The organism is Aliiroseovarius crassostreae, from assembly GCF_025137635.1.
GTDB lineage: Bacteria > Pseudomonadota > Alphaproteobacteria > Rhodobacterales > Rhodobacteraceae > Aliiroseovarius > Aliiroseovarius crassostreae.
In genome coordinates, this window is record NZ_CP080772.1 from 742,834 (window position 1) to 766,384 (window position 23,551).

General features: G+C 59.6%; 19 protein-coding genes. 9 read left to right on the forward strand and 10 right to left on the reverse strand.

Annotated features, from left to right (window positions below; genetic code table 11):
- Positions 1-24: 24 nt before the first annotated feature.
- Positions 25-1,551, reverse strand: a complete 1,527-nt coding sequence (gene amaB / locus K3J57_RS03590; RefSeq protein ID WP_259797145.1) for an L-piperidine-6-carboxylate dehydrogenase — start codon at positions 1,549-1,551, stop codon at positions 25-27.
- Positions 1,552-1,657: 106 nt separating this feature from the next.
- On the opposite strand from amaB, the gene K3J57_RS03595 reads away from it, so the two are divergent.
- Positions 1,658-2,575, forward strand: a complete 918-nt coding sequence (locus K3J57_RS03595) for a LysR substrate-binding domain-containing protein (RefSeq protein ID WP_259794063.1) — start codon at positions 1,658-1,660, stop codon at positions 2,573-2,575.
- 60 nt (positions 2,576-2,635) lie between these two features.
- Here the strand turns inward: K3J57_RS03595 and K3J57_RS03600 are convergent, their stop codons facing one another.
- Positions 2,636-3,475 carry a fumarylacetoacetate hydrolase family protein gene (locus K3J57_RS03600; RefSeq protein WP_259797148.1) on the reverse strand — a complete coding sequence of 280 codons (840 nt, stop codon included), beginning with the start codon at positions 3,473-3,475 and terminating at the stop codon, positions 2,636-2,638.
- Complete coding sequence (gene uvrB / locus K3J57_RS03605) at positions 3,472-5,643, reverse strand: excinuclease ABC subunit UvrB (RefSeq protein ID WP_311196495.1); 2,172 nt, start codon at positions 5,641-5,643, stop codon at positions 3,472-3,474. The genes K3J57_RS03600 and uvrB overlap by 4 nt, the downstream gene beginning before the upstream one ends.
- Positions 5,644-6,279: 636 nt before the next feature.
- Between uvrB and K3J57_RS03610 the strand changes: the two genes are divergently transcribed.
- Positions 6,280-6,591, forward strand: coding sequence for an ETC complex I subunit (locus K3J57_RS03610; protein ID WP_055189076.1), 312 nt, complete (start codon positions 6,280-6,282; stop codon positions 6,589-6,591).
- Positions 6,592-6,751: 160 nt separating this feature from the next.
- On the opposite strand, the gene K3J57_RS03615 is transcribed toward K3J57_RS03610, so the two are convergent.
- Positions 6,752-7,513 (reverse strand): alpha/beta fold hydrolase, encoded by a 762-nt coding sequence (locus tag K3J57_RS03615; RefSeq protein WP_259797151.1) that lies wholly within the window; start codon positions 7,511-7,513, stop codon positions 6,752-6,754.
- A gap of 205 nt (positions 7,514-7,718) precedes the next feature.
- Between K3J57_RS03615 and K3J57_RS03620 the strand changes: the two genes are divergently transcribed.
- The gene (locus K3J57_RS03620) at positions 7,719-8,081 is read left to right on the forward strand and encodes a hypothetical protein (RefSeq protein ID WP_259797154.1); all 363 of its coding nucleotides are present in this window, start codon (positions 7,719-7,721) and stop codon (positions 8,079-8,081) included.
- Here the strand turns inward: K3J57_RS03620 and K3J57_RS03625 are convergent.
- The 3 genes from K3J57_RS03625 to glyA form a co-directional block, all read right to left on the reverse strand.
- Positions 8,060-8,911 carry a DUF817 domain-containing protein gene (locus tag K3J57_RS03625; RefSeq protein ID WP_259797155.1) on the reverse strand — a complete coding sequence of 284 codons (852 nt, stop codon included), beginning with the start codon at positions 8,909-8,911 and terminating at the stop codon, positions 8,060-8,062. The genes K3J57_RS03620 and K3J57_RS03625 overlap by 22 nt on opposite strands.
- A gap of 4 nt (positions 8,912-8,915) precedes the next feature.
- The gene (locus K3J57_RS03630) at positions 8,916-10,283 is read right to left on the reverse strand and encodes a KAP family P-loop NTPase fold protein (protein ID WP_259794070.1); all 1,368 of its coding nucleotides are present in this window, start codon (positions 10,281-10,283) and stop codon (positions 8,916-8,918) included.
- Between the two features lie 168 nt (positions 10,284-10,451).
- Positions 10,452-11,744: a serine hydroxymethyltransferase gene (gene glyA / locus K3J57_RS03635; protein WP_259794072.1), complete on the reverse strand. Its 1,293-nt coding sequence runs from the start codon at positions 11,742-11,744 to the stop codon at positions 10,452-10,454.
- Between the two features lie 179 nt (positions 11,745-11,923).
- Between glyA and K3J57_RS03640 the strand changes: the two genes are divergently transcribed.
- Together K3J57_RS03640 and K3J57_RS03645 are read left to right on the forward strand one after the other, a co-directional pair.
- Entirely contained in the window at positions 11,924-12,685 is a 762-nt protein-coding gene (locus K3J57_RS03640) for an NAD kinase (protein WP_259797157.1), read from the forward strand.
- A gap of 302 nt (positions 12,686-12,987) precedes the next feature.
- Positions 12,988-13,824, forward strand: a complete 837-nt coding sequence (locus K3J57_RS03645) for a DMT family transporter (protein WP_259797158.1) — start codon at positions 12,988-12,990, stop codon at positions 13,822-13,824.
- A 13-nt stretch (positions 13,825-13,837) separates the two neighbouring features.
- Here K3J57_RS03645 and K3J57_RS03650 read toward each other — a convergent pair whose 3' ends face one another.
- From K3J57_RS03650 to K3J57_RS03660, 3 genes are all read right to left on the reverse strand, one after another.
- Entirely contained in the window at positions 13,838-15,415 is a 1,578-nt protein-coding gene (locus K3J57_RS03650) for a sigma-54-dependent transcriptional regulator (protein ID WP_259797160.1), read from the reverse strand.
- A gap of 139 nt (positions 15,416-15,554) precedes the next feature.
- On the reverse strand, positions 15,555-17,447 hold the full coding sequence (locus tag K3J57_RS03655) for a propionyl-CoA synthetase (RefSeq protein WP_173485458.1): 1,893 nt from the start codon (positions 17,445-17,447) through the stop codon (positions 15,555-15,557).
- 322 nt (positions 17,448-17,769) lie between these two features.
- Positions 17,770-20,043 carry an NADP-dependent malic enzyme gene (locus K3J57_RS03660; protein ID WP_173485459.1) on the reverse strand — a complete coding sequence of 758 codons (2,274 nt, stop codon included), beginning with the start codon at positions 20,041-20,043 and terminating at the stop codon, positions 17,770-17,772.
- Positions 20,044-20,293: 250 nt separating this feature from the next.
- Here K3J57_RS03660 and cdd point away from each other — a divergent pair, with 250 nt between their 5' ends.
- From cdd to upp, 4 genes are read left to right on the forward strand one after another with little or no spacing between them, the layout of a single operon-like run.
- The gene (gene cdd, locus K3J57_RS03665; protein WP_259794077.1) at positions 20,294-20,686 is read left to right on the forward strand and encodes a cytidine deaminase; all 393 of its coding nucleotides are present in this window, start codon (positions 20,294-20,296) and stop codon (positions 20,684-20,686) included.
- Positions 20,683-21,897, forward strand: coding sequence for a phosphopentomutase (locus tag K3J57_RS03670; RefSeq protein ID WP_259797162.1), 1,215 nt, complete (start codon positions 20,683-20,685; stop codon positions 21,895-21,897). The genes cdd and K3J57_RS03670 overlap by 4 nt, the downstream gene beginning before the upstream one ends.
- Positions 21,894-22,886 carry an adenosine deaminase gene (locus K3J57_RS03675; RefSeq protein ID WP_259794079.1) on the forward strand — a complete coding sequence of 331 codons (993 nt, stop codon included), beginning with the start codon at positions 21,894-21,896 and terminating at the stop codon, positions 22,884-22,886. The genes K3J57_RS03670 and K3J57_RS03675 overlap by 4 nt, the downstream gene beginning before the upstream one ends.
- Entirely contained in the window at positions 22,879-23,511 is a 633-nt protein-coding gene (gene upp / locus K3J57_RS03680) for a uracil phosphoribosyltransferase (protein WP_055188826.1), read from the forward strand. Before K3J57_RS03675 ends, upp begins: the two co-directional genes overlap by 8 nt.
- Positions 23,512-23,551 lie beyond the last annotated feature (40 nt).

The window sequence follows — 23,551 nt, forward strand, 5'->3', positions numbered from 1 at the left end:
CGCGCCCCGCTTTGTGCTCAAGGCTCAATCTCCAAATGTGATCCCCTGCGCCAGGGGCAGCTCGCGCGAGTAATTGACGGTGTTGGTCTGGCGCCGCATATAGGCTTTCCACGCATCCGACCCGCTTTCACGTCCGCCGCCCGTGTCCTTTTCGCCGCCGAAAGCACCGCCAATTTCCGCCCCGGACGGGCCGATATTCACATTGGCGATACCACAGTCCGATCCCCCCGCCGAGAGGAAATACTCGGTCTCGCGCATATCGGTTGAGAAGATGCTGGAGGACAGGCCCTGAGGCACGGCGTTTTGCAGCGCGATCGCCTCGTCCAGATGGCGATAGGTCACGATATACAGGATCGGCGCAAAGGTTTCGTGATGCATGACCGCCGTCTGTGCAGGCATTTCCACAAGGGCCGGGCGCACATAGGCCGCCGCCGGGTGGCTGGACATCAGCGCCTGACCGCCGCCATGCACCCGCCCGCCTTCGCTTGCCGCCTGATCCAGCGCGCGGCCCATTGCCACAAGGGCGTCCTGGTCGATCAGCGGCCCGACCAGCGTGGATGGATCCAGCGGGTCCCCAATTGGCAGGCTGCGATAGGTTTCGATCAGGCGCTGGGTCAGCGCGTCCTTCACATCTTCATGCACAATCAGGCGGCGCAGCGTGGTGCAGCGTTGCCCGGCCGTGCCCACCGCCGAAAACACGATGGCCCGCAGCGCCATGTCCAGATCCGCCGAGGGGGCGACGATCATCGCGTTGTTGCCGCCGAGTTCCAGAATGCTGCGGCCCAGACGGTTTGCCAAATCGGCCGCCACCGCCTTGCCCATCGGCACCGATCCGGTGGCTGAAATCAGCGCCACGTCTTTTGACGCGGTCAGCACCTCGCCCAGATCGCGCCCGCCGATCAGCGTCTGGATCAGCCCCTCAGGAGCGTCCTCACCAAATTCTGCGCAAACCCGGTCGCAGATCTTTTGCACGGCCAGCGCAGTCAGCGGTGTCTTTTCCGACGGTTTCCAGATCACCGGGTCGCCACAGACCAGCGCAAGGGCGGCGTTCCAGCACCAGGGTGCCACCGGAAAGTTGAACGCGGTGATCACGCCGCAGATGCCCAGCGGGTGCCAGCTCTCGCGCATCGCGTGGCCTGGACGTTCGGACGCGATGGTCAGGCCATAAAGCTGGCGAGACAGCCCCACCGCAAAGTCGCAGATATCGATCATTTCCTGCACTTCGCCCAGCCCCTCGGCAGAGATCTTGCCGCATTCCAGCGTGACCAGCCGGCCGAGGGTTTCCTTTTCCCGGCGCAGCGCATTGCCCAGCTGACGCACCAGTTCACCGCGGCGTGGCGCGGGCACCATGCGCCAGTGGTTGAACGCCGCTTTGGCGCGGGCGATTGTGGCCAGGCCGGCGTCCGGTCCGTCTTGGTGGATCCGGGCAATCTCACTGCCATCCACCGGGGTTCTGACCGACAGGTTGCCCCCGGTCAGCTCCTCCGGGGTAAACCCGCTAGCGGCCAGGATTTCAGAAAACCGGGGGGTGGTTGTTGCGGAGTTGGTCATTGAGGTCTCTTCCATCCCATGAGAAAAAGTTCAGTCAATTCAGTTTCTCATGGGTGACGGCCGAAAACTATTGAAAGTAAATCGTTATAGTATGAGGATTGCTCATATGATAATCTCGCGCCGTTTCCTGCCCTCCATCCCCTCACTGCTTGCCATCGAAGCAGTGGACCGTCTTGGCTCTGCCCAATCCGCCGCACAGGATCTGTCGCTGACACAAAGCGCCATTTCGCGGCAGCTCAAACAGCTTGAGGCGCAGATGGGGGTTGATCTGATCCAGCGCGACCAGTTGCGGCTGGGGCTGACCCCGGCCGGGCGGGAATTTGCCCGCGAGGCGCGTCAGGTGCTGGAGAAGCTGGGCCATGCCTCGATCCGGCTGCGTGCCAATCCCGCCGGGGGCTCACTTGACCTGTCGATCCTGCCTGCGTTTGGGCTGAACTGGCTGGCGCCGCGGCTGAAAAGCTTTGTTGCGGCCCACCCGGATATCAGCGTCAACCTGCACACCCATAACCGCCCGTTTGATTTCGCCAACAACCCGGCCCAGGCGGCGATCCATTACCGGGCGGATCGGCAGGCAGATGGGCATCTGGACGACTGGCCGGGGGTCGAGCAATTGCCGTTGATGCCGAAATTCGTGATGCCGGTCTGTGCGCCGGACCTGATGGCGGCTCCGGTCGGGCAGCCCGACGCGCTGCTGCACCTGCCGCTGTTGCATCTGGAAACCCATCCCGACAGCTGGGAGGTCTGGTTTGCCCGCCATGGGGTTGCGGCCACGGGGCTTGAGGGGATGTTGTTTGACCAAAGTTCCACCATGACACAGGCTGCCGTGCACGGGCTGGGGCTTGCGCTGTTGCCCAGCTTTCTGGCGATGGAAGAGATCCGTCTGGGGCGGCTGGTCCCCGCGCTGGAAGCAGCCCCCGTGTCGCTGGGCGATTACGCGCTGGTCTGGCCCGAGGCGCAGTCCACCCACCTGCCGCTGATCCGCTTTCGCAGCTGGTTGAAGGCGCAGGTGGCTGGTGAAATATGAGTGGGTCCTGACCCTAAAGCGTTTCGGTTTTAACCTGACATAGGGCAAAACCGAAACGCTTTAAGCGCACCCGACCGAGAGGTGCTGCGCGCCCAGCCCCTCAACCCCCAGAACCATCTTATCACCTTCGCGCAGATAGGTGGGTGGCCTCTGTCCCATCCCCACACCGGGCGGGGTGCCGGTGGCGATGATGTCACCGGGTTCCAGCGTCATGAATTGCGACAGGTAAGACACCAGATGGGCCACGCCATAGACCATGGTTGCGGTGCTGCCTGTCTGCATCCTAACCCCGTTCAGGTCCAGAAACATCGACAATGCCTGCGGGTCCGCCACCTCGTCCCGGGTGACAAGCCAAGGGCCGATCGGGGCGAATGTGTCATGGGATTTGCCCTTGATCCACTGGCCCGCCCGCTCCATCTGAAACCCGCGTTCCGAAATGTCATTGACCACGCAGAAACCGGCCACATGGGACAGGGCCTGATCCTCGGCGACATATTTCGCGCGGGTGCCGATCACCACGCCCAGTTCGACCTCCCAATCCACCTTGCTTGACCCGCGCGGCAGTTCCACCTGATCGTTGGGGCCACAGATTGCTGAGGTCGCCTTGGAGAAGACCACCGGTTCCGGTGGCACCTCCATCCCCGCTTCCGCCGCGTGGTCGGCATAGTTGAGGCCGATGCAGATGATCTTGCCCACATGGGCCACCGGTGCGCCGATCCGCGTGTCGGTCACAATCGGCAGCGTGGCCGGGTCGATATCCGCAAGGATCGCGAGCCCGGTGTCGGACAGGGCCGCTCCGGTGATATCTTTCACATGCCCCGACAGGTCGCGGATTTGCCCGTCCTTGTCGCACAGCCCCGGCTTTTCCGCCCCGCTCGGCCCGTAACGCAGAAGTTTCATCGTGCTTTTCTCCCCCGTCCGGCGCGTTGACCGGGCTTGCCCGCCGTTGAACGCCCTTTCTGTTCCGACGCGGCCTCGATCGCGGATTGCCGCGCCAGCGGGTCGTCGGCCACGGCCAGCTCCACCGCTTCCAGCCTGTGGATTTCGTCGCGCAGCCGGGCGGCTTCTTCGAATTCCAGGTTTTCGGCGGCCTTGCGCATGTCGGCCTTCAACGCCTCCAGATGGGCGGACAGATTGTCGCCCATCAGCGGTTTGTCCACGGTGGCGGTGACGCGGGACATGTCGGTGTCGCCCTGGTAAAGCCCGGCCAGAACATCATCGACGTTTTTCTTCACCGTTTCCGGTGTGATCCCGTGCAACGCATTGTAAGCCATCTGCTTTTCGCGCCGCCGCTCGGTTTCCTTCAGCGCGCGATCCATCGAGCCGGTGATCTTGTCGGCATACATGATCACCCGTCCCTCGGCGTTCCTCGCGGCGCGACCGATGGTCTGAATGAGCGAGGTTTCCGAGCGCAGGAACCCCTCTTTATCCGCATCCAGAATGGCCACCAGCCCACATTCCGGAATGTCCAGCCCTTCGCGCAACAGGTTGATCCCGACCAGAACGTCAAAGGCGCCCAGCCGCAGGTCCCGCAGGATTTCAATGCGCTCCAGCGTGTCGATATCCGAGTGCATATAGCGCACGCGCACCCCCTGTTCGTGCAGATATTCGGTCAGGTCCTCGGCCATGCGCTTGGTCAGGGTTGTCACCAGCGTGCGATAGCCATCGGCCGAAACCCGGCGCACCTCGTCCAGAAGGTCATCGACCTGCATCTCGACCGGGCGGATTTCAACCTGTGGGTCCAGAAGCCCGGTCGGGCGGATGATCTGTTCAGCAAACACGCCGCCGGTCTGTTCCAGTTCCCAGTTCGAAGGCGTGGCCGACACAAACACCGATTGCGGGCGCATTGCGTCCCATTCCTCGAATTTCAGCGGGCGGTTGTCCATGCAGGAGGGCAGGCGGAAGCCATGTTCGGCCAGCGTGAACTTGCGTCGATAATCGCCCCGGAACATGCCACCGATCTGCGGCACCGACACATGGCTTTCATCGGCAAAGACAATTGCGTTGTCGGGGATATATTCGAACAGCGTGGGGGGCGGCTCTCCCGGTGCGCGACCGGTCAGGTAGCGCGAATAATTCTCGATCCCGGAACAAAACCCCGAGGCTTCCAGCATTTCAATGTCGAATTTGGTGCGCTGTTCCAACCGTTGCGCTTCCAGAAGCTTCCCCTCCGCCTCGAACTCCGCCAGCCGCAAAGCCAGCTCCTGCCTGATGTTCTGCACCGCCTGTTTCAGCGTCGGCGTGGGGGTCACGTAATGCGAATTGGCATAGACGCGCACCTTTTCCAGCGTGTCGGTCTTTGCCCCGGTGAGCGTGTCAAACTCGGTGATGCTTTCCAGTTCCTCACCGAAAAAGGACAGGCGCCAGCCGCGGTCTTCCAGATGTGAGGGCCAGATCTCAAGGCTGTCGCCGCGCACCCGGAAAGATCCGCGATGAAAGGCGTTGTCATTGCGCTTGTATTGCTGTGCCACCAGATCGCGCATGACTGCGCGCTGGTCATAGTCCTGCCCCACCACGATATCCTGCGTCATCGCGGTGTAGGTTTCAGGCGAGCCGATGCCGTAGATGCAACTGACCGAGGCGACGATGATCACGTCGTCACGCTCCAACAGGGCCCGCGTGGCCGAATGGCGCATCCGGTCGATCTGTTCGTTGATCTGGCTTTCCTTTTCAATGAACGTATCCGAGCGTGGCACATAGGCTTCGGGCTGGTAATAATCATAGTAGCTGACGAAATATTCGACCGCATTATCGGGAAAAAACCCCTTCATCTCGCCGTAAAGCTGGGCGGCGAGGGTCTTGTTCGGGGCAAGGATGATGGCCGGGCGCTGGGTTTCCTCGATGATCTTGGCCATGGTGAAGGTCTTGCCGGTGCCGGTGGCCCCCAGCAGCACCTGATCCCGTTCGCCCGCCTCAATGCCGCTTTTCAGCTCAGCAATTGCCGCGGGCTGGTCGCCTGCGGGCTGAAAGGGGGACTGCATCACAAACCGTTTGCCGCCTTCCAGCTTTGGCCGGGCGGTTGGGGCCTGGGTCGGATTGGTCAGCGGGCTGTGGGCTGTTTCTGTCATCGGCGAATCCTCCGATCCCAAACATGACCCCTTTTTGTTCCTGTTCAAGGGGGCAGGCGTGGATTGGTGCAATTGCGGGTGGTCGGGCAGGGGGCGCAGGAAAAGGCCCGGCGGATACCCCCACGGTTTGTGACTCCCCTAAAATGGTGAGTTGCCGGTGACGCCGCGCGGCGGGCAGAGTTAACACATGGTTGACTTTCTGAGTTGGCATTGATCAACTTCAGGTAGTTTTCTGAGATTGCGAAGCCTGCGGCTGGCGGTTTTCTGCCAGTCGCATTAACCCATTGTTAATCTCCTGATAAATCTAAACAAATCACTAACGCTAAAGGCGAAATAATTTCCAAGAAACACAACTAAAAGTGTTTTTAACTCTTGCAGTGGCGATAAAACTCGGGTTAGTCTGATTGTGCAAGCAGCAGAATGGTCTGCCGGCGACAACGAATACCCACCCCACCCCTCGCTCCCTCGTTGTTGTCGGCAGCCTCTCTCTCTCCCCCCCGAACGCAGATTGAGAAAAACCGGGCCACATGCAGGATCCGTGGTGACATGATCCCTGCGGTGGCTCTTGTTGTATTTCAGCTTGAAATACCGCCCCCATTTGGGGATAAGAAAGCGCACAGCTTCAGGAGATCCGCCATGCGCGCCCGTATTTATCAACCTGCTCGCAACGCCATGTCCTCCGGTCTTGGCAAAACCAAGGTCTGGGTTCTGGAATATGCGCCGGATGCGCCGCGTGAAATTGATCCGCTGATGGGCTGGACCGGCTCGGCGGACACCCAAAGCCAGGTGAAGCTGAAATTTGACACCAAAGAGGCCGCGCTGGAGTTTGCCAAGTCGAAAGGCATCGAGGCCGTGGTGCATGAGCCGCATAAGCGGGCCGCCAATCTGCGTCAGGGCGGCTATGGTGAGAACTTCGCCACCAACCGTCGCGGACCGTGGACGCATTGATCTGCCCCATCAAGGGTCTGTTCGATCCCATGTGAGATTTGAGGCGCTCTCCGGTTCGGGGAGCGTTTTTATTTGCGACACAGCGCGTGTGGCATGGGCGGGTGCGAGGCTCTGCCTCGCGCTCCGGAGCATTTTTGCCAAGAAGAAAGGGGCGTTCGGATCAGTTGTCGATCAGGAAGGCGCGCACGGCGGCTTCGAATGCGCGTGGTTTTTCCGCGTGCAGCCAGTGGCCCGCATCGGGGATCTTGGCCTGGTGGGCGTTGGGAAACAGCGATTTGATCTGCGGGCGGTGGTCGCGCAGCACATAGTCGGAATTGGCCCCGGACAGGAACAGGGTTGGGCTGGCAAACTGGCCGGTCACGTCGGGGAACCCGACAATTCCCGCCATATTCCGTTCCAGCGCATCCAGATTGAGCCGCCAGCGTTTTGCCGCCACGTCCAGAGATTGCAGGAGGAAGGCGCGGATGGAGGCGTCCTCGACATCGGTGGCCAGCAGCCGGTCCGCGTCAGATCGTTTTTCGATCTGCGACAGGTCAATCCGGCGCATTGCGTCGATCAGCGGTGTCTGGCTGTGCCCGTAGCCCACCGGGGCGATATCCGCGACAAGGAGGCGGCGCAGCAGCGTGGGGTGGGACAGGGCCAGCACCATTGCCGCCTTGCCCCCCATCGAATGCCCGATCAGATCCGCTGTGCCACCGATGGCGGTGATCACCTCGGCCAGATCCCCGGCCAGATCTGCGTAGCTGTGACTGTCCGACCAGGGGCTGTTGCCATGGTTGCGCATATCCACGGCAATCACGCGACGCGCATTGGACAGCCGCTTGGCGATCACACCCCAATTGCGACCGGACCCGAACAGGCCATGCGCGATCAGGATGGGCGGGAGGGTGTCATCCACCCCGAATGTCTGGAACTCTAACATGGGCCTGTCATACCGCGCTGGGCGGGGTGGGGGAAGGTAAAAGAGGCGGCCCCAAGCGTTTCGGGGTGAACCAGTAACACGTGCCTGTTCCGATAGGTCCACGGCATTGATACCTCTTGCAGCATTTCGACTTTTCCCGGTTTCCGGTTAAGGTCGAAACGGTTTAGACCAGTGGGCAAGTTATATGGCCCGGAAGGGGGAGCGCATGGACCTGCAAAGTGAAACCGCGCGGTTGGCGCGGCTGATGGAGGAGCGGCTGGATGTCTCCGGGGCGGATTTCCCCACCAAGGTGCGCCGCGCCGGGCGTCTGTTGCCACGCCATGTGCGGGCGGCGGCGGCACGGTTGATGGAGGCCCAGACCCTGTCGGAGCATCCCCGGCTGGCCCGCCAGCTTGCACCGGATGACCTGACCCGCGCGGTCCACGAGATTGACCACTATCTGCGCGGGGTGGACCCGTGGGAGCGGCGCTTTGGGATATTTATCAGTTGGGCGTCGGGGCTGGCCTTCAGCCTGTTGCTTCTGGTGGGGGCGGTGTTGGGGCTGCTTTACCTGTTTCGGGGTTTTTGAAGCGTTTCGGGCACGGGACCGCCCAGGGCGCGACGATAGACCAGGGTGACGGTGGCAAAGCTTACGTATAACAGCAGATACCAGCTGCCCATTTTCGCAAGCGACGCCCAGTCGATGGCCTTGGTGCCGGCATAAACCCAAGTGCCGGATCGCGTGCCGACATTCTCCGCGATCCACAGGAAAAAGCTGGAGAAAAACGCGGCGAGCGGCAGCGGCATCCAGTAAAACCTGCCGATCCGAAACCAGATCCGGGTGCGCCAGAACAAGACCACGGTCAGGCCCATCAGGACCCAGCGCATGTCCCAGATCCAGTGATGGGTGAAGAAGTTCAGGTAAATCGCCCCCGCCAGCGCAAAATGCGCCCAGAGCGGCGGAAAAGGCGTGAACCGCATGTCAAAAATGCGAATGACCCGCGCCATGAAACTGCCGACGCTGGCATACATGAAACCGGAAAAGAGCGGCACGCCCATGAGTTTGAGCAGGCCGGGTTCCGGGTAGGCCCAGCTGCCCATTTGGATCTTGAAAATCTCCATGATCGTGCCGGTGAGGTGGAAGAGCAGGATCACCCGCGCCTCGGCCCAGCTTTCCAGTTTCAGCCAGAGGAAGCCTGCCTGCAACGCCACGGCGTAGATGACCAAAGCGTCATAGCGCGCGAGCGGCCAGTCCGGCTGCCAGATCGCCTTGGAGAGCATGATCCCGATCAGCATCAAGCCCCCAAACAGCGCCGCCCAGCCCTGTTTCAGAACAAACATCACAAACTCCGCCACGCCGTAGGGCAGGCGGGCGCGCATCCATTGGCCGAGGGCGTGTTCTGTTTGGCGGGTGGTCATGGTGTCAGCCTAAATTGAAGGTGGAAAGCCAGTTTTCATTTACTTTACGTAGAATGTCATTCGCATCCCACACTCTACCAAAATCATAAAATGAGCTAGCAATGTGGCCGGAGAGGTTTTTGTCTTCTACACGGGTTGGATCACAGATAAAGTTCCAAGTTTCAAAAAGAATGAGAACTTCGTGCTCATACTCCTGATTGTATTCGCCATTATCTAGTTCTAGGCTCGTGTATCTCTTGGTAGCACTGAACACTTTGGCGAGTTCATCCCTCGAAACTGATGCATTCAAGAATTTTGAGAAAAGCTTCGGCTGGATTATCTTGATAATCATTAGTGTCACCATGAGCTTTCTTCGCCCTTGAAGGCGACATTCTGCTGTTGCGCTCTCAGGTAAAAGCGCTGCGGTAGACATGATTTTCCCAACCTCTCTGATAGAGATGTGATTGGTGCGTGAGAGAACTTTCAGCTGCTCATTGATTTCCGGCAAGATAGTGTTGGGAATTCCCATCTCTTCACCAATTTGGCGCGCATAGGCCAAAATATTCGGTGTTCGTGTGTGGCCGTTTTCCACATGATCCGGCAACTCCAGCGTAAAGCTGAGGAACTTTTGCAAATACGCCGTGGCATCAATTTCTGCCCCGTAGCGCGCCTTTACACTGTTCTCCAGCGCCTTCAAATTCACCCCCAGAACAAAATGAACATGCGGCACCGCAAAGAAGTGTTTGATCACCTCCAGCACATCCAGCGCATAATCGGGGCGACAGCGATCAAGTTCGTCAATGACGATGACAAGCGGAGTTGCTTCATCGGTTCCTTCAGATTTGGTCAGTGCTTCAATCGCGGCATGGAACTCTTCCATTGCAGCCTGTCGCCCCTGTTCGCGTTCCCAAAATGCGCTAAGTGTTTTATCAGCCTCACCTTTTACGGCGTCGACGGCTGCATCCCCAAGGTCATTTAGGACTTCCATTGCGCCGAGCGATGCGAGATTAAGTCCAAGGCGGGTTGCCGGACGGATGAATGTCTTGGCGACTTTCTGCAGCTGTTGCAACTTTGACTTCTGAGCGCCGGGCAGCCTATTTGCCAATGTGCTGATGAGCGAGACCAGCGGATCGCTTTGATAGTCGTTTGCGAAGGCGTCGAAATAGACGGTCAGGGCCTTGCCTTCGTTTTGGTGCTCATGTGCTCCAACCCAGCGTTGCAGGAAGTAAGATTTCCCAGTGCCCCAACGCCCATCCAAGGCAACGACAAGGGGGTCTTCGATACGGTCCAGCACTTCAGAAAGAGTTTTGCCGGTCTTTTCCCGTCCCAGCAGGTCTTCTTCAAATCCTGTTTCGTAGAGCGTAATCGGGGCTTCCGGAGGGAGAAAGTGCATCTGAAATCTCGTATTTAATGACTATGCTGAATTCATAGGTTTTCTCACCATTCAACGCCAACGCGTTTGTTTTCTCAACAAAAAAGCCCCACCATTTGGCGGGGCTTTTCGGTTTTGCGCGGGCGAAGTTTTGCAAAACTCCGATCCCTTTTCTTCGAAGAAAAGGGCTTACAGGTTCGGGTAGAGCGGGAAGCGGGCGCAGAGGGCGGCGACTTTGCCGCGCACGGCCTCTTCCACAGCCTCATTGCCATCCGCGCCATTGGCGGCCAGACCGTCGACCACTTCGATGATCAGATCCGCGATCTCGCGGAATTCTGCTTCGCCAAAGCCGCGGGTGGTGCCAGCAGGCGTGCCCAGACGGATGCCCGAGGTGACCATCGGCTTTTCCGGGTCAAACGGGATGCCGTTCTTGTTGGTGGTGATATGGGCGCGCCCCAGGGCTGCGTCCACGATGTTGCCGGTCACGCCTTTCGGGCGCAGATCGACCAGCATCAGGTGGGTGTCGGTGCCGCCCGATACGATGTCGAGGCCGCCTTTGACAAGCTGATCGGCCAGCGCCACGGCGTTCGCGCGCACCTGTTTCTGATAGGCTTTGAACTCCGGCTTCAGCGCCTCGCCAAAGGCTGCGGCCTTACCGGCGATCACATGCATCAGCGGACCACCCTGAATGCCCGGGAAAATGGCCGAGTTCACTTTCTTGGCGATCTCTGCGTCATTGGTCACGATCATGCCACCGCGCGGACCGCGCAGGGTCTTGTGGGTGGTGGTGGTGGCCACATGGGCGTGCGGGAAGGGCGAGGGGTGCTCGCCCGCCGCAATCAGGCCAGCGATATGGGCCATGTCGACCATCAGGTAGGCGCCAACCGAATCTGCAATCTCGCGGAAGCGGGCAAAATCAATCTGACGCGGGATGGCCGAACCACCGGCGATGATCAGCGCGGGTTTGTGCTCGGTTGCCAGTTCCTGGATCTGGTCATAGTCGATCAGGCTGTCTTCGCGCTTCACACCGTAATGCACCGCGTTGAACCACTTGCCCGATTGGTTCGGACGTGCGCCATGGGTCAGGTGACCACCGGCCGACAGGTCCATACCCAAAATGGTGTCGCCTGGCTTGATCAGTGCCTGAAATACACCCTGGTTGGCCTGCGAGCCAGAGTTCGGCTGAACATTGGCAAACTCACAGCCAAACAGTTCCTTGGCGCGGTCAATCGCCAGGTTCTCGGCCACGTCCACATATTGGCAGCCACCATAGTAGCGGCGCCCCGGATAACCCTCGGCATATTTGTTGGTCAGAACCGAGCCCTGCGCCTCCATCACAGCGGCGGAGACGATGTTTTCCGATGCGATCAGTTCGATCTCGTCGCGCTGGCGCCCGAGCTCATTGGTAATGGCGCCCCAGAGTTCCGGGTCACGGGTAGCGAGGGCCTCAGTGAAAAAGCCGGTGTCACGGGTATCAGTCATGCGCGTTCATCCTCCGATGCAAGACTTGGGTGATTAACTTGTGTTGCGTATTTCCTATCGGAAACAAATCGGGGCACAAGGGGCAGAATGCGACCTTGTACCCGAAAGACGCGCCATGACTGGCACTTTCACGAAACTTGTGGTTCTTTCGGAAACGAGGGACAGGAAGGGAAACCCCGATGAGCCAGAGAATCGCTTTCCTCGCCAGCGAGGCGCCCGTGGCCCAGGCCGCGTTTGACGAATTGGTGGCGCGCTATCGCAATGTGCCCCCGGAACAGGCTGACATCATCGTGGCCCTTGGCGGCGATGGGTTCATGTTGCAGACCCTGCATGACACACGCGATCTGGCCGCGCCGGTTTACGGCATGAATTGCGGCACCGTCGGCTTTTTGATGAATGAGTATAGTGCCGATGCGCTGGTTGACCGGTTGATTGCGGCCGAGGAAGCGGTGATCAACCCGCTGGCAATGACCGCGGTGGATGTGCAGGGTAACACCCATGAGGCATTGGCGATCAACGAGGTCAGCCTGCTGCGTGCAGGTCCGCAGGCGGCGAAGCTGCAGATCTCGGTGGATGGCCGGGTGCGGTTGGATGAGCTGGTCTGCGACGGGGCGCTGCTCAGCACCCCGGCAGGGTCCACCGCCTATAATTATTCCGCCCATGGTCCGATCCTGCCGATTGGCTCGGATGTGCTTGCGCTGACCGCAATGGCCGCGTTCCGTCCCCGCCGCTGGCGCGGCGCGCTGTTGCCGAAACAGGCCACCGTGCGGTTTGATGTGCTGCAGCCGGAAAAACGGCCGGTCATGGCCGATGCGGATTCGCGTCAGGTGGAAAATGTGCTGTCCGTGGAAATCCGATCCGCCGACCACATCCGGCATCGTATTCTGTTTGACCCCGGTCACGGGTTGGAAGAGCGATTGATCCGCGAACAGTTCGTCTGATCCTGCGACGCGTCCGCACAGTAGGGATCTGTAAATCGACTGGGCCCGGACAAACCATTGACCAAACCACTGGCCGAACCACAGACAAGAACCCAGAAACAATACGGGCAAAAAGTTTAAACTTTCGGATTTTGCCCCTTGGAAAGTTTAAACTTCGCCTACGTCAGGCGTTCACAAGTTTAAACTTTCCCGGGCCCCCGCCACCAACCCTGACCCTGCGCACACTTTGCCGTGAGCGGTGGAATTCAACCTTGGCCATCGGCGCCTCTGCCGTCATGACGGGGGAAACAACCGGAGCCATCATGCGCCTTTTTGCTCTCACAACCCTCACCATGCTGGCTTTTGCCGCCAATTCCCTGCTGAACCGCGCAGCACTTTTGGGCGAGGGGATGGATCCGGCCAGCTTTGCCCTGATCCGCGTGGCCGCCGGGGCGGTGATGCTGATGGTGTTGCTACGCCTGCGTGCCCCGGTTGAAATACGCCGCCCACAGCCTTTGGCTGTCTTGGGTCTTGTTGCGTATTTATTAGGGTTTTCTTATGCTTACATGTCAATGGATGCGGGCGTCGGCGCTCTGATCCTGTTTGCCGGGGTGCAGATCACCATGTTTGCCGGGGCGCTGCGGGCCGGAGAAAACCTCCCGCTCCGGCGCTGGATCGGCGCGCTCGCCGCACTTGCTGGGCTGGCGTTCCTGCTGTGGCCCCGTGAGACGGTGGAGCTGTCAGGTTCGGGCTTTGCCCTGATGTCGCTGGCAGCCGTCGGCTGGGGGATCTATTCGCTGATCGGACGCAATGTGCAAGATCCGCTCGAGGCAACCGCATGGAATTTTCTGTATTCGTTTCCGATGGTTGCACTGTTTTACTGGGGGGCGTCCCCGGTGGTGATCCCTGTGGGGATGCCCCTTGGTCTTGCCCTGATATCCGGTGCGATCACCTCTGGATTGGGCTATGCGCTCTGGTATGCGGTGTTGCCGAAACTCGGGGCCGCCCCCGGCGCCTTGGCACAGCTTTCTGTTCCTGTTCTGGCTTTGGGGATGGGGGCACTCTTTTTGGGGGAACACATAGCAGCACATACTGTGCTTGCAGCCATGATTGTGTTGACAGGGATTGCAATCGGATCGGTGAAGTTCAGGAAAATCTAGCGTTTACAGGCGCTTACTTCTTCTTCGCCGGTTTCGCAGCCCAGGCTTCGCGCTTGCGGTAAATGGTGGAGGGGGAAACCCCCAGCACCCGAGCCGCACGCGGAATTGAGCCGCCATAGGCGCGGATCGTGTCTTCGATCACGATCTGCTCAATGTCTGCCAGGCTCAGCCCGACCAGTGACCCCGCGCGATCAGATGGGGGGCTGGCGGCCGCCGGGTGGTTGGGGTCAGAGCGCAAATGTGCAGGCAGCATCACCGAGGTCAACACCTGCCCGTCATGGTGCAGAACCGCATTCCAGATCGCGTTTTTCAACTCATGGATATTGCCCGGCCAGCTATGACGCTGCAACACAGCGATGGCATCCGGAGAGAGCTGGGTGAACCCCCGGTTTTCAGACCTCGAATAATCATGCAGGAAATGTTTCGCCAAAAGCGCAATGTCGCTTTCGCGTTCGCGCAACGGCGGGAGATGTATGGGGGCCACGTAAAGGTGGTAAAACAGATCAGATAGGAGTTTTCCTTTTTTGATCAATGTGTTCGGGTCATGGGAAGTGGTGCTGATAACCCGCACATCCACATGTTCCGGCTGTTCTGAACCCAGCCGCTGCACCGTGCCCGATCGCAAAAACCGCACCAGCTGGCTCTGGGTGCGTAGGTCCAGATTGGCAACCTCATCGAGGAACAGCGTCCCGCCATCGGCTGCGAGGGCGGCGCCGATTTTGTCTTTCCGGGCCGCCGGAAACGCTCCGGCCAGATGCCCAAACATTTCGGATGCCATCGTCTCCGGGTGCAGCGTGGCGCAGTTGATCGCAACAAACAGATCAGGCGCGCGACCGGACAGATCGTGAATGCTGCGGGCGTAGTGCTCTTTTTCCGTGCCGGTTTCCCCTTGCAAAAACACCGGGGCCGTAGAATGGGCCACATCTTCCAGCATTTGAAGGACGGTGCGGATCGAGGGGTGGTCACCCAACAAATGGGTGCCGTTCAGCTGAGGTCTTGCTTTCGGGCGGGCAGGCGCAGCGGAAGGGGCTGCTGGGGGCTCCAAGCTGCTGCGGGCCGGTAGCTGTCGCGCTGTTTCCAAGGCGGCTGGTAGAAGTGAGGGATCTTGGGTTTTCCCTTTATTATCTGCGGCTTGGTGTTGCTTGTCGGGTTGGGTGATGCTGATCCGAGGGCCAAGGGCACTGTGGAGGGCCTGCTCCAGCCGCTTGGCTCCAAAAGGATGGAACAGGCAGTCAAACGCCCCAAGGCGCATGGCTTCTGCGGCATCGTTGATCTGATCGTTGCTGGCCACAACCACAACAGGGGGCGCGGGTGAGAGGCTGTGACAGGACTTCAACAGGGCTTCGGTTGGCTTGTCCCCAAGATGAAGCGGCATGAAGACAATATCGGGAACCGAGACCGCCAACTGTATCTCGGCTTCCTGGATCGTTTGTGCATATCTAGGGGTGCAATTGAGGTGGGAAAAATGGTCGGCAGGAAGCCATTGAGTCATCGCCTCGCCCAGTATGACAAGGGCATCCGCCAACGCGGGGGGATCGGTCATCGGGGGGTTGGTCCCGGACAGACTGCTAAGCTCTTCTTTGTTCGTCACGACACTACAATTGACCTGAGTGGGCTGGAATTCAGCTTCACGTAAAAGTTGATTAGAATTATATACTTCTGATTGTTGAACGAAAAAACACCCCCAAATTGCGATTGGGGGTGTTTTTATTTAGAATTGTAACGAATTTCTATACTTTCGTATAACCGATGTCCGCCAGCGCATCACGGATCTCGTCCAGAATCGCCGGATCGTCAATGGTCGCCGGCATCTTGAAATCCTTGCCATCAGCAATCGACACCATCGTGGCGCGCAGGATCTTGCCTGACCGGGTTTTTGGCAGACGGTCCACGACGATACAGAGTTTGAACGCGGCCACCGGACCGATTTTCTCCCGCACCAGCTTTACGCATTCGGCGGTGACGTCGGCATTGTCGCGGTCGGAACCGGCGTTCAGGCAGACCATGCCCAGCGGCAGTTGCCCCTTGAGCTGATCGGTCACGCCAATCACGGCACATTCTGCCACGTCCGGGTGGCTGGCCAGAACCTCTTCCATCGCGCCGGTGGAAAGGCGGTGGCCTGCCACGTTGATCACGTCATCGGTGCGCGCCATGATGTAGACATAGCCGTCTTCGTCCTTGTATCCCGCATCTCCGGTTTCGTAATAGCCGGGGAAGGTGGTCAGGTAGGATTTCTTGAACCGCTCTTCTGCATTCCACAGGGTTGGCAGTGTTCCGGGGGGCAGGGGCAGTTTGATCGCAATTGCGCCCAACTCGCCCGCGGCCATCGGGTGGCCGCCTTCATCAAGGATCTGCACGTCAAAGCCCGGCATCGGCACTGAAGGCGAGCCAAGTTTGATTGGCAGTTCTTCAATGCCCAGCGGGTTGGCTGCGATGGCATAGCCGGTTTCGGTCTGCCACCAGTGGTCAATCACCGGCACGTTCAGCTGCTCCTGTGCCCAGACAATGGTGTCGGGGTCGGCACGTTCACCCGCCAGGTAGACCTGTTTCAGGCAGCTGAGGTCGTATTTCTTGACGTATTCGCCCTTCGGGTCTTCACGTTTCACCGCACGGAAAGCGGTCGGCGCGGTGAAGAAGCTTTTCACGTTATGCTCGGAAATCACCCGCCAGAAGGTGCCCGCATCGGGGGTGCCGACCGGCTTGCCTTCAAACACGATTGTGGTGTTGCCATGCACCAGCGGGCCATAGGTGATGTAGGAGTGACCAACAACCCAACCCACGTCAGACGCGGCCCAGAACACGTCGCCGGGATCGACATTATAGAGGTTCTTCATGGTCCAGTTCAGCGCCACCAGATGGCCGCCCGTGTGACGGATCACGCCCTTCGGCTGGCCGGTGGTGCCAGAGGTGTAAAGGATATAGGCGGGGTGGTTGCCTTCGACCGGCACACAATCGGCCGGGGCGGCATTGGCTTCCATCTCGGCCCAATCGAAATCCCGTCCGTCGATCAGCTCAGCAGGGTGTTCCTCGCGCTGCAGAATAACGGTGAAGTCAGGCTTGTGCTCGGACAGCTCAATGGCACCATCCAGAAGCGGTTTATAGGCCACAACCCGGTTCGGCTCCAACCCGCAGGATGCGGCGATGATGGCTTTCGGTTTGGCGTCGTCAATACGCACGGCCAGCTCGTTCGAGGCAAAGCCGCCGAACACCACCGAATGCACCGCACCAATACGGGTGACGGCCAGCATGGCGATCAGCGCCTCTGCCACCATCGGCATATAGATGATGACCCGGTCGCCTTTGGTCACACCCTTGGCGGCCAGACCACCCGCGACCTTGGACACGCGCTCTTTCAACTCGGCATAGGTCAGGGTCGATTTGCGTCCGGTGATCGGGCTGTCATAGATGATCGCCACCTGATCGGCGCGACCGCCTGCGACATGCCGGTCAACCGCGTTCCAGCAGGTGTTGACCATCCCGTCCGAGAACCATTCGTAAAGCGGAGCCTTCTCGTCGAAAAGCGCCTTTGACGGGGCTTTGTCCCAGTCAATTGCTTCCGCGGCCTCCATCCAGAACGCTTCCGGGTTGGCCTGCCAGGCGGCGTAGACGTCTTTATATGCCATGTTGCACATCCTCCTAAATGCTTGCGCAAGAGTTAGGCAACCTGTGGGCTGTTGGGCAAGAGGCTTGAACCTTGCTGCGGCCAAATTTCACGCAGGGTTTGCAGTTTGGTGAAAATCCGCCTGCAAATTTTGCAAACCCCTCGAAAATATGCGGCGGTTCTGAAAAATCCAGAAAGTTTGCAAAATTGCAAAGTTTTGGCTGCAAAGTTTTGCGGTGCAGATTCGCAAGAGGAGCGAACGCCAGAAAGCACAAAAGAAAAGGGGGCCGAAACCCCCTTTCGTTATATTCAGCCGCCTGTGACGCGACGTTGCCGGTCAGGTGTCAGCCGTAATGGGCCACAGGTGTGCCTGCAATCGCTGACATGTTCAGCAGGCCGCGCGCGGTGATTGACGGTGTTACGATATGGGCCCGGTTGCCCATGCCCATCAGGACCGGGCCGACCTCCAGCCCGCCGCCTTTCACCTTCAGCGTGTTGCGCACCGCGCTGGCCGCATCTGCATTGGTAAAGACCAGCACATTTGCGGGGCCGTCAAAGCGGGCACCCGGGAAAATATGGCGGCGCACCTCGTCATCCAAGGCGGCATCCACATGCATTTCCCCTTCATAGGCAAAGTCGCGCGGGGCGCTGTCCAGAATTGCCAGGGCTTCACGCGCGCGCACGCCGCTGTCGCTGCCATGGTTGCCAAATTGGGAATAGGAGCAGACCGAGATCTTCGGCTCGACCCCAAAGCGGCGCACATGGCGGGCTGCACCAATCACTGTTTCCGCAATCTGCGCACCGGTGGGGGTAGGGTGCACATGGGTGTCGGCAATGAACAGTGGCCCATCCTGAAGGATCATCAGGCTGAGCGCGCCCACGGGGTGCAGATCCGGCGTGCCGAGGATCTGCTGGATGTAATTGAGATGCCACAGATACTGGCCAAACGTGCCGCAGATCAGGCTGTCCGCTTCTTCGCGTTGCACCATGATTGCGCCAATCGCGGTGGTGTTGGTGCGCAGGATCGCCTTGGCGAGGTCGGGGGTGACGCCCTGACGGGCCATGATCTGGTGATAGCTGCCCCAGTAGTCGCGATAACGCTCGTCACGCTCCGGGTTCACGATGTCAAAATCCCGACCCGGTTTGATCGACAGGCCCGCGCGCTCGGCGCGTCGTGCAATCACGTCGGGGCGGCCAATCAGCACGGGCAGATCGGTGGTTTCCTCGATCATCGCCTGGGCCGCGCGCAGCACGCGTTCGTCCTCGCCCTCGGCAAAGACAATCCGGCGATTGGCTTTGCTTGCGGCCTCGAAGACCGGACGCATGATCAAGGCCGAGCGGAACACACTCTCATCAAGCTTAGCCTTGTATGCCTCCAGGTCTTCGACGGGCCGCGTCGCCACACCGCTTTCCATCGCCGCTTTGGCGACCGCGCTGGCGACAACCCCCATCAAGCGGGGATCAAAGGGTTTCGGGATCAGGTAATCGGCGCCAAAGCTGAGCTGTTCACCCTTATAGGCCGCCGCAGCTTCGGCAGAGGTGGTGGCGCGGGCAAGGGCCGCAATCCCTTCAATGCAGCCCAGTTGCATCGCGTCATTGATCTCAGTTGCGCCGACATCAAGCGCTCCACGGAAGATGAAGGGGAAACACAGTACGTTGTTGACCTGGTTGGGAAAATCGCTGCGTCCGGTTGCAATGATCGCGTCCGGTGCGACCTCGCGCACCTCGTCCGGCATGATTTCCGGGGTCGGGTTGGCGAGCGCGAAAATCACCGGTTTGTCCGCCATTTTACCAACCATGTCAGGTTTCAGAACGCCCGGCCCGGACAGGCCAAGGAACAGGTCGGCCCCGGCAATCACATCGCCCAGCGAGGCGGGGGTATTGCCCTGCGCATAGGCGGCCTTTTGCGGGGTCATCTCTTTCTCGCGCCCTTCGTAGACCAGCCCCTCAATATCACAAAGCCAGACATTTTCGCGTTTCACACCAAGCTTCAGCAACATGTTCAGGCAGGCGATGCCCGCGGCTCCGCCGCCGGTTGAAACGACCTTGATTTGTGAAAAATCCTTGCCCACGACCTTGAGCGCATTGGTGGCCGCCGCACCGACAACAATTGCGGTGCCGTGTTGGTCGTCGTGGAAAACCGGGATGTTCATCCGCTCACGGCAGATTTGTTCAACGATAAAACAATCGGGCGCCTTGATGTCTTCCAGGTTGATTGCGCCGAAGCTGGGTTCCATGGCGCAAATGATCTCTGCCAGCTTCTCAGGGTCGCTCTCATCCAGTTCAAGATCAAAGCAGTCGATATTGGCGAACTTCTTGAACAACACCGCCTTACCTTCCATGACGGGTTTTGAGGCCAGGGCACCGATATTGCCAAGCCCCAGAACGGCCGAGCCATTGGAGACCACCGCAACAAGGTTGCCGCGTGCCGTGTAACGGCTTGCTGTGGAAGGATCTTTTGCGATTTCAATGCTGGCCTCAGCCACACCGGGTGAATAGGCCAGAGAAAGGTCACGCCCGTTGGCCATGGGCTTGGTGGCCTGAATTTCGAGTTTCCCCGGCTTCGGGAACTCATGATAATCCAGCGCGCGCTTGCGGGAATACTTGCTGTCAGTCATGAGGATCTCCGTCGTGGCAGTAGGGTTGTTTAACTTTAAACCATCCTTGATTTCCCGTGCATCATAGGGGGGATGGCGCAGCGATCAAGTCGCAATTTGCGTCCTGCATGTCGGTTTGACCGATCAGGGTGGCGCGGGCAGGCGGAGACAGGCGAAAAGACGCATGTGATGTTTGCGCAAACGCGCTTTGCGCTTGCATCCGGCCAGCGGCTGGGACAGATTTGTTCAATTGATCAAAAAGGAGGGGCAGATGTCCTTGCTCAAGGCTGCGACCAAGGTGCGCGAAAACGCCTATGCACCTTATTCCAACTTCAAGGTCGGCGCCGCGCTGCGCACTACATCCGGCAATATCTACGCGGGATGCAATGTGGAAAACGTGGCCTATCCCGAAGGAACCTGTGCGGAGGCCGGAGCCATTGCCGCCATGTGCGCCGCGGGCGAGCGGGAGATTGCCGAAGTTCTGGTGATTGCAGACGCGCCTTTGCCGGTCACACCTTGCGGCGGCTGCCGTCAGAAACTGGCCGAGTTCGCCCGAGGGGATGTGCAGATCACCATGACCACGACCGAGGGGAACAGCATGGCCATGTCGATGGCGGACCTGCTGCCCGGTGCCTTCTCCAACGAGCATATGGAAAACACATGACCCGAGCTTTTCTTGTTGTGCTGGATTCTGTGGGATGCGGTGGCGCCCCGGATGCAGACAAGTTCTTTAATAACAAAACGGTGCCGGATACCGGATCCAACACGCTTGCCCATATCGCGCAGGCCTGTGCGCAGGGGCGCGCGGAAGAGGGGCGCAGTGGCCCGCTGAAAATGCCGCACCTTGATGGGTTGGGCCTTTCCGCTGCCGTAAAGCTCGCATCAGGAGAGGAGATGCCGGGGTTTGATGCTGTTCCCGCCGGGCTTTGGGGGGCTGCTGAAGAAATCTCACCGGGCAAGGATACGCCCTCGGGACATTGGGAAATTGCGGGTGTTCCGGTGCCGTGGGACTGGGGGTATTTCCCTGACACCCAACCCTGTTTCCCGCAAGAGATCACCGACGAGATCTGTCGTCTGGCCGGGGTTGACGAGGTTCTGGGCAACAAACATGCCTCGGGCACGGCGGTGTTGGATGAGCTGGGGGAAGAGCATCTGCGCACCGGCTGGCCGATTGTCTATACCTCGGTCGACAGCGTCTTGCAGATTGCTGCTCATGAGGAGCTGTTCGGTCTCGACCGTCTGGTCAAGCTGTGCGCGGATCTTGCGCCGATGGTGCATAAGTTGAATGTGGGCCGGGTGATTGCGCGGCCGTTTTTGGGCGATCAGGCTGGTGTGTTCGAGCGCACGGCAAACCGGCGCGATTTCGCCATTACACCGCCCAGCCCGACCTTGTGTGACTGGGTTGGGGCCGCGGGCGGCAAGACCCATGCGATTGGCAAGATCGGTGACATCTTTACCCATCGTGGCATTGATACGCTGAAAAAGGGTCGGGATCTGGCGCTGATGGAGCATCTGCTCGACAGTTTTGACACCGCGGGGGACGGCGATCTGGTCTTTGCCAATTTTGTCGAGTTCGACTCGCAATATGGGCACCGGCGTGACGTGTCCGGCTATGCGGCGGCGCTGGAGTGGTTTGACGCCCAGATCCCCCGTATCCTTGGAAAAATGCGTGACGGGGACCTGATCATCTTTACCGCAGACCATGGCAATGACCCGACCTGGGTGGGCACGGATCACACTCGGGAACGGGTGCCTGTCGTGGGGGCGGGGCGCGGCCTGAAAGAGGTCGGTATCTGTGCGTTTTCTGATATTGGCGCGTCGATTGCGGCCCATCTCGGGCTGGCGGAGCGTGGCGCCGGAAAGAGTTTTCTATGAGCTACCAATTGCTTCCTAAAGTCGAACTTCACATGCACCACGAAGGGGCCGCACCACCTGCGTTCATCCGTGGCCTGGCGAAAGAAAAGAAGGTCGATATTTCCGGGATCTTCACCCCGGATGGCGGGTATGACTACCGCGACTTTCTGCATTTCCTTGAGGTGTATGAGGCGGCCACATCGGTGTTGCAAAGCCCCGAAGATTTCCGCCGTCTGACTTTGGCGATCCTTGAGGAAAGCGCGCGTCATGGGGTGGTGTATGCGGAAAGCTTCATCTCGCCAGACTTCTGTGGCGGACGGGATGTGGCTGCGTGGAAAGACTATCTGGCAGCGATCAGGGATGCGGCGGATGAGGCTGAGCGCAACTTTGGCATCACCCTGCGCGGCATTGTTACCTGCATTCGTCATTTCGGCGGTGAGGTGGCGCGCGAAACCGCGCGCTGCGCACAGGAAACCGCCGGTGACTGGATTGTCGGCTTTGGCATGGGGGGCGATGAAAATGCCGGCCATCAGTCCGATTTCAAATACGCCTATGACATGGCGCGTGAAGCCGGGTTGAACCTGACCACCCATGCGGGGGAATGGCGCGGCCCGGAGGAGATACGCGAGGCGCTGGATGCGCTGAAGGTTACCCGGATTGGCCACGGCGTGCGGGCAATCGAAGATCTGAACCTTGTTGAGCGGCTGTCCGAGGAGGGCACCACACTTGAGGTCTGTCCCGGATCAAATGTCTTTCTCGGCGTTTTTGACCAGTTGGAAAATCACCCCATTGCCAAGCTGCGCGAGAGGGGGGTAAAGGTCACCGTGTCCACCGATGATCCGCCCTTTTTCCGCACCACGATGACACGGGAATATGAGGATCTGAACCGGGTCTTCGGCTGGGACGAGGCGGATTTCGCCGATCTTAATCATGTGGCTTTGGACGGGGCGTTCTGTGACGCGGACACCAAGGCGCGCATAGCCAAGCTGCTGGAGCCGAAAGATGTATGACCACCTGACCGTCGTTGATCACCCGCTGGTGCAACATAAGCTGACTTTGATGCGCGAAGAGGGCACGCCCACCAGTGTGTTTCGCCAGCTACTGCGCGAGATCAGCCAGCTTCTGGCCTATGAAATCACCCGCGAACTGCCGATGACCACGAAGTCGATCCAGACCCCGATGCAGCAGATGGACGCACCGACACTGGCCGGGCGCAAACTTGCCCTGGTGTCGATCCTGCGCGCCGGAAACGGCCTTCTGGATGGCGTGCTGGAGCTGATCCCCTCGGCGCGGGTTGGATTTGTCGGGTTGTATCGCGACGAAGAGACGTTGGAGCCGGTCGAGTATTATTTCAAGGTGCCCGAGAAGATGGATGAACGCCTGGTGATTGCCGTGGACCCGATGCTGGCCACCGGCAACAGCTCGGTCGCGGCGATTGACATGTTGAAAAAGGCGGGCGCCAAGAATATTCGGTTCCTCTGCCTGCTGGCCTCTCCGGAAGGGGTTGCACGGATGAAAGAAGCGCATCCCGATGTGCCGATCATCACCGCCTCGCTCGATGAGCGTCTGAACGAAAAGGGCTATATCATGCCGGGGTTGGGGGATGCGGGGGACCGCATGTTCGGCACCAAGTAAGCGCCGTGAAGGGGCTGCGTGCGCGGGCTTTCCCCGCCGC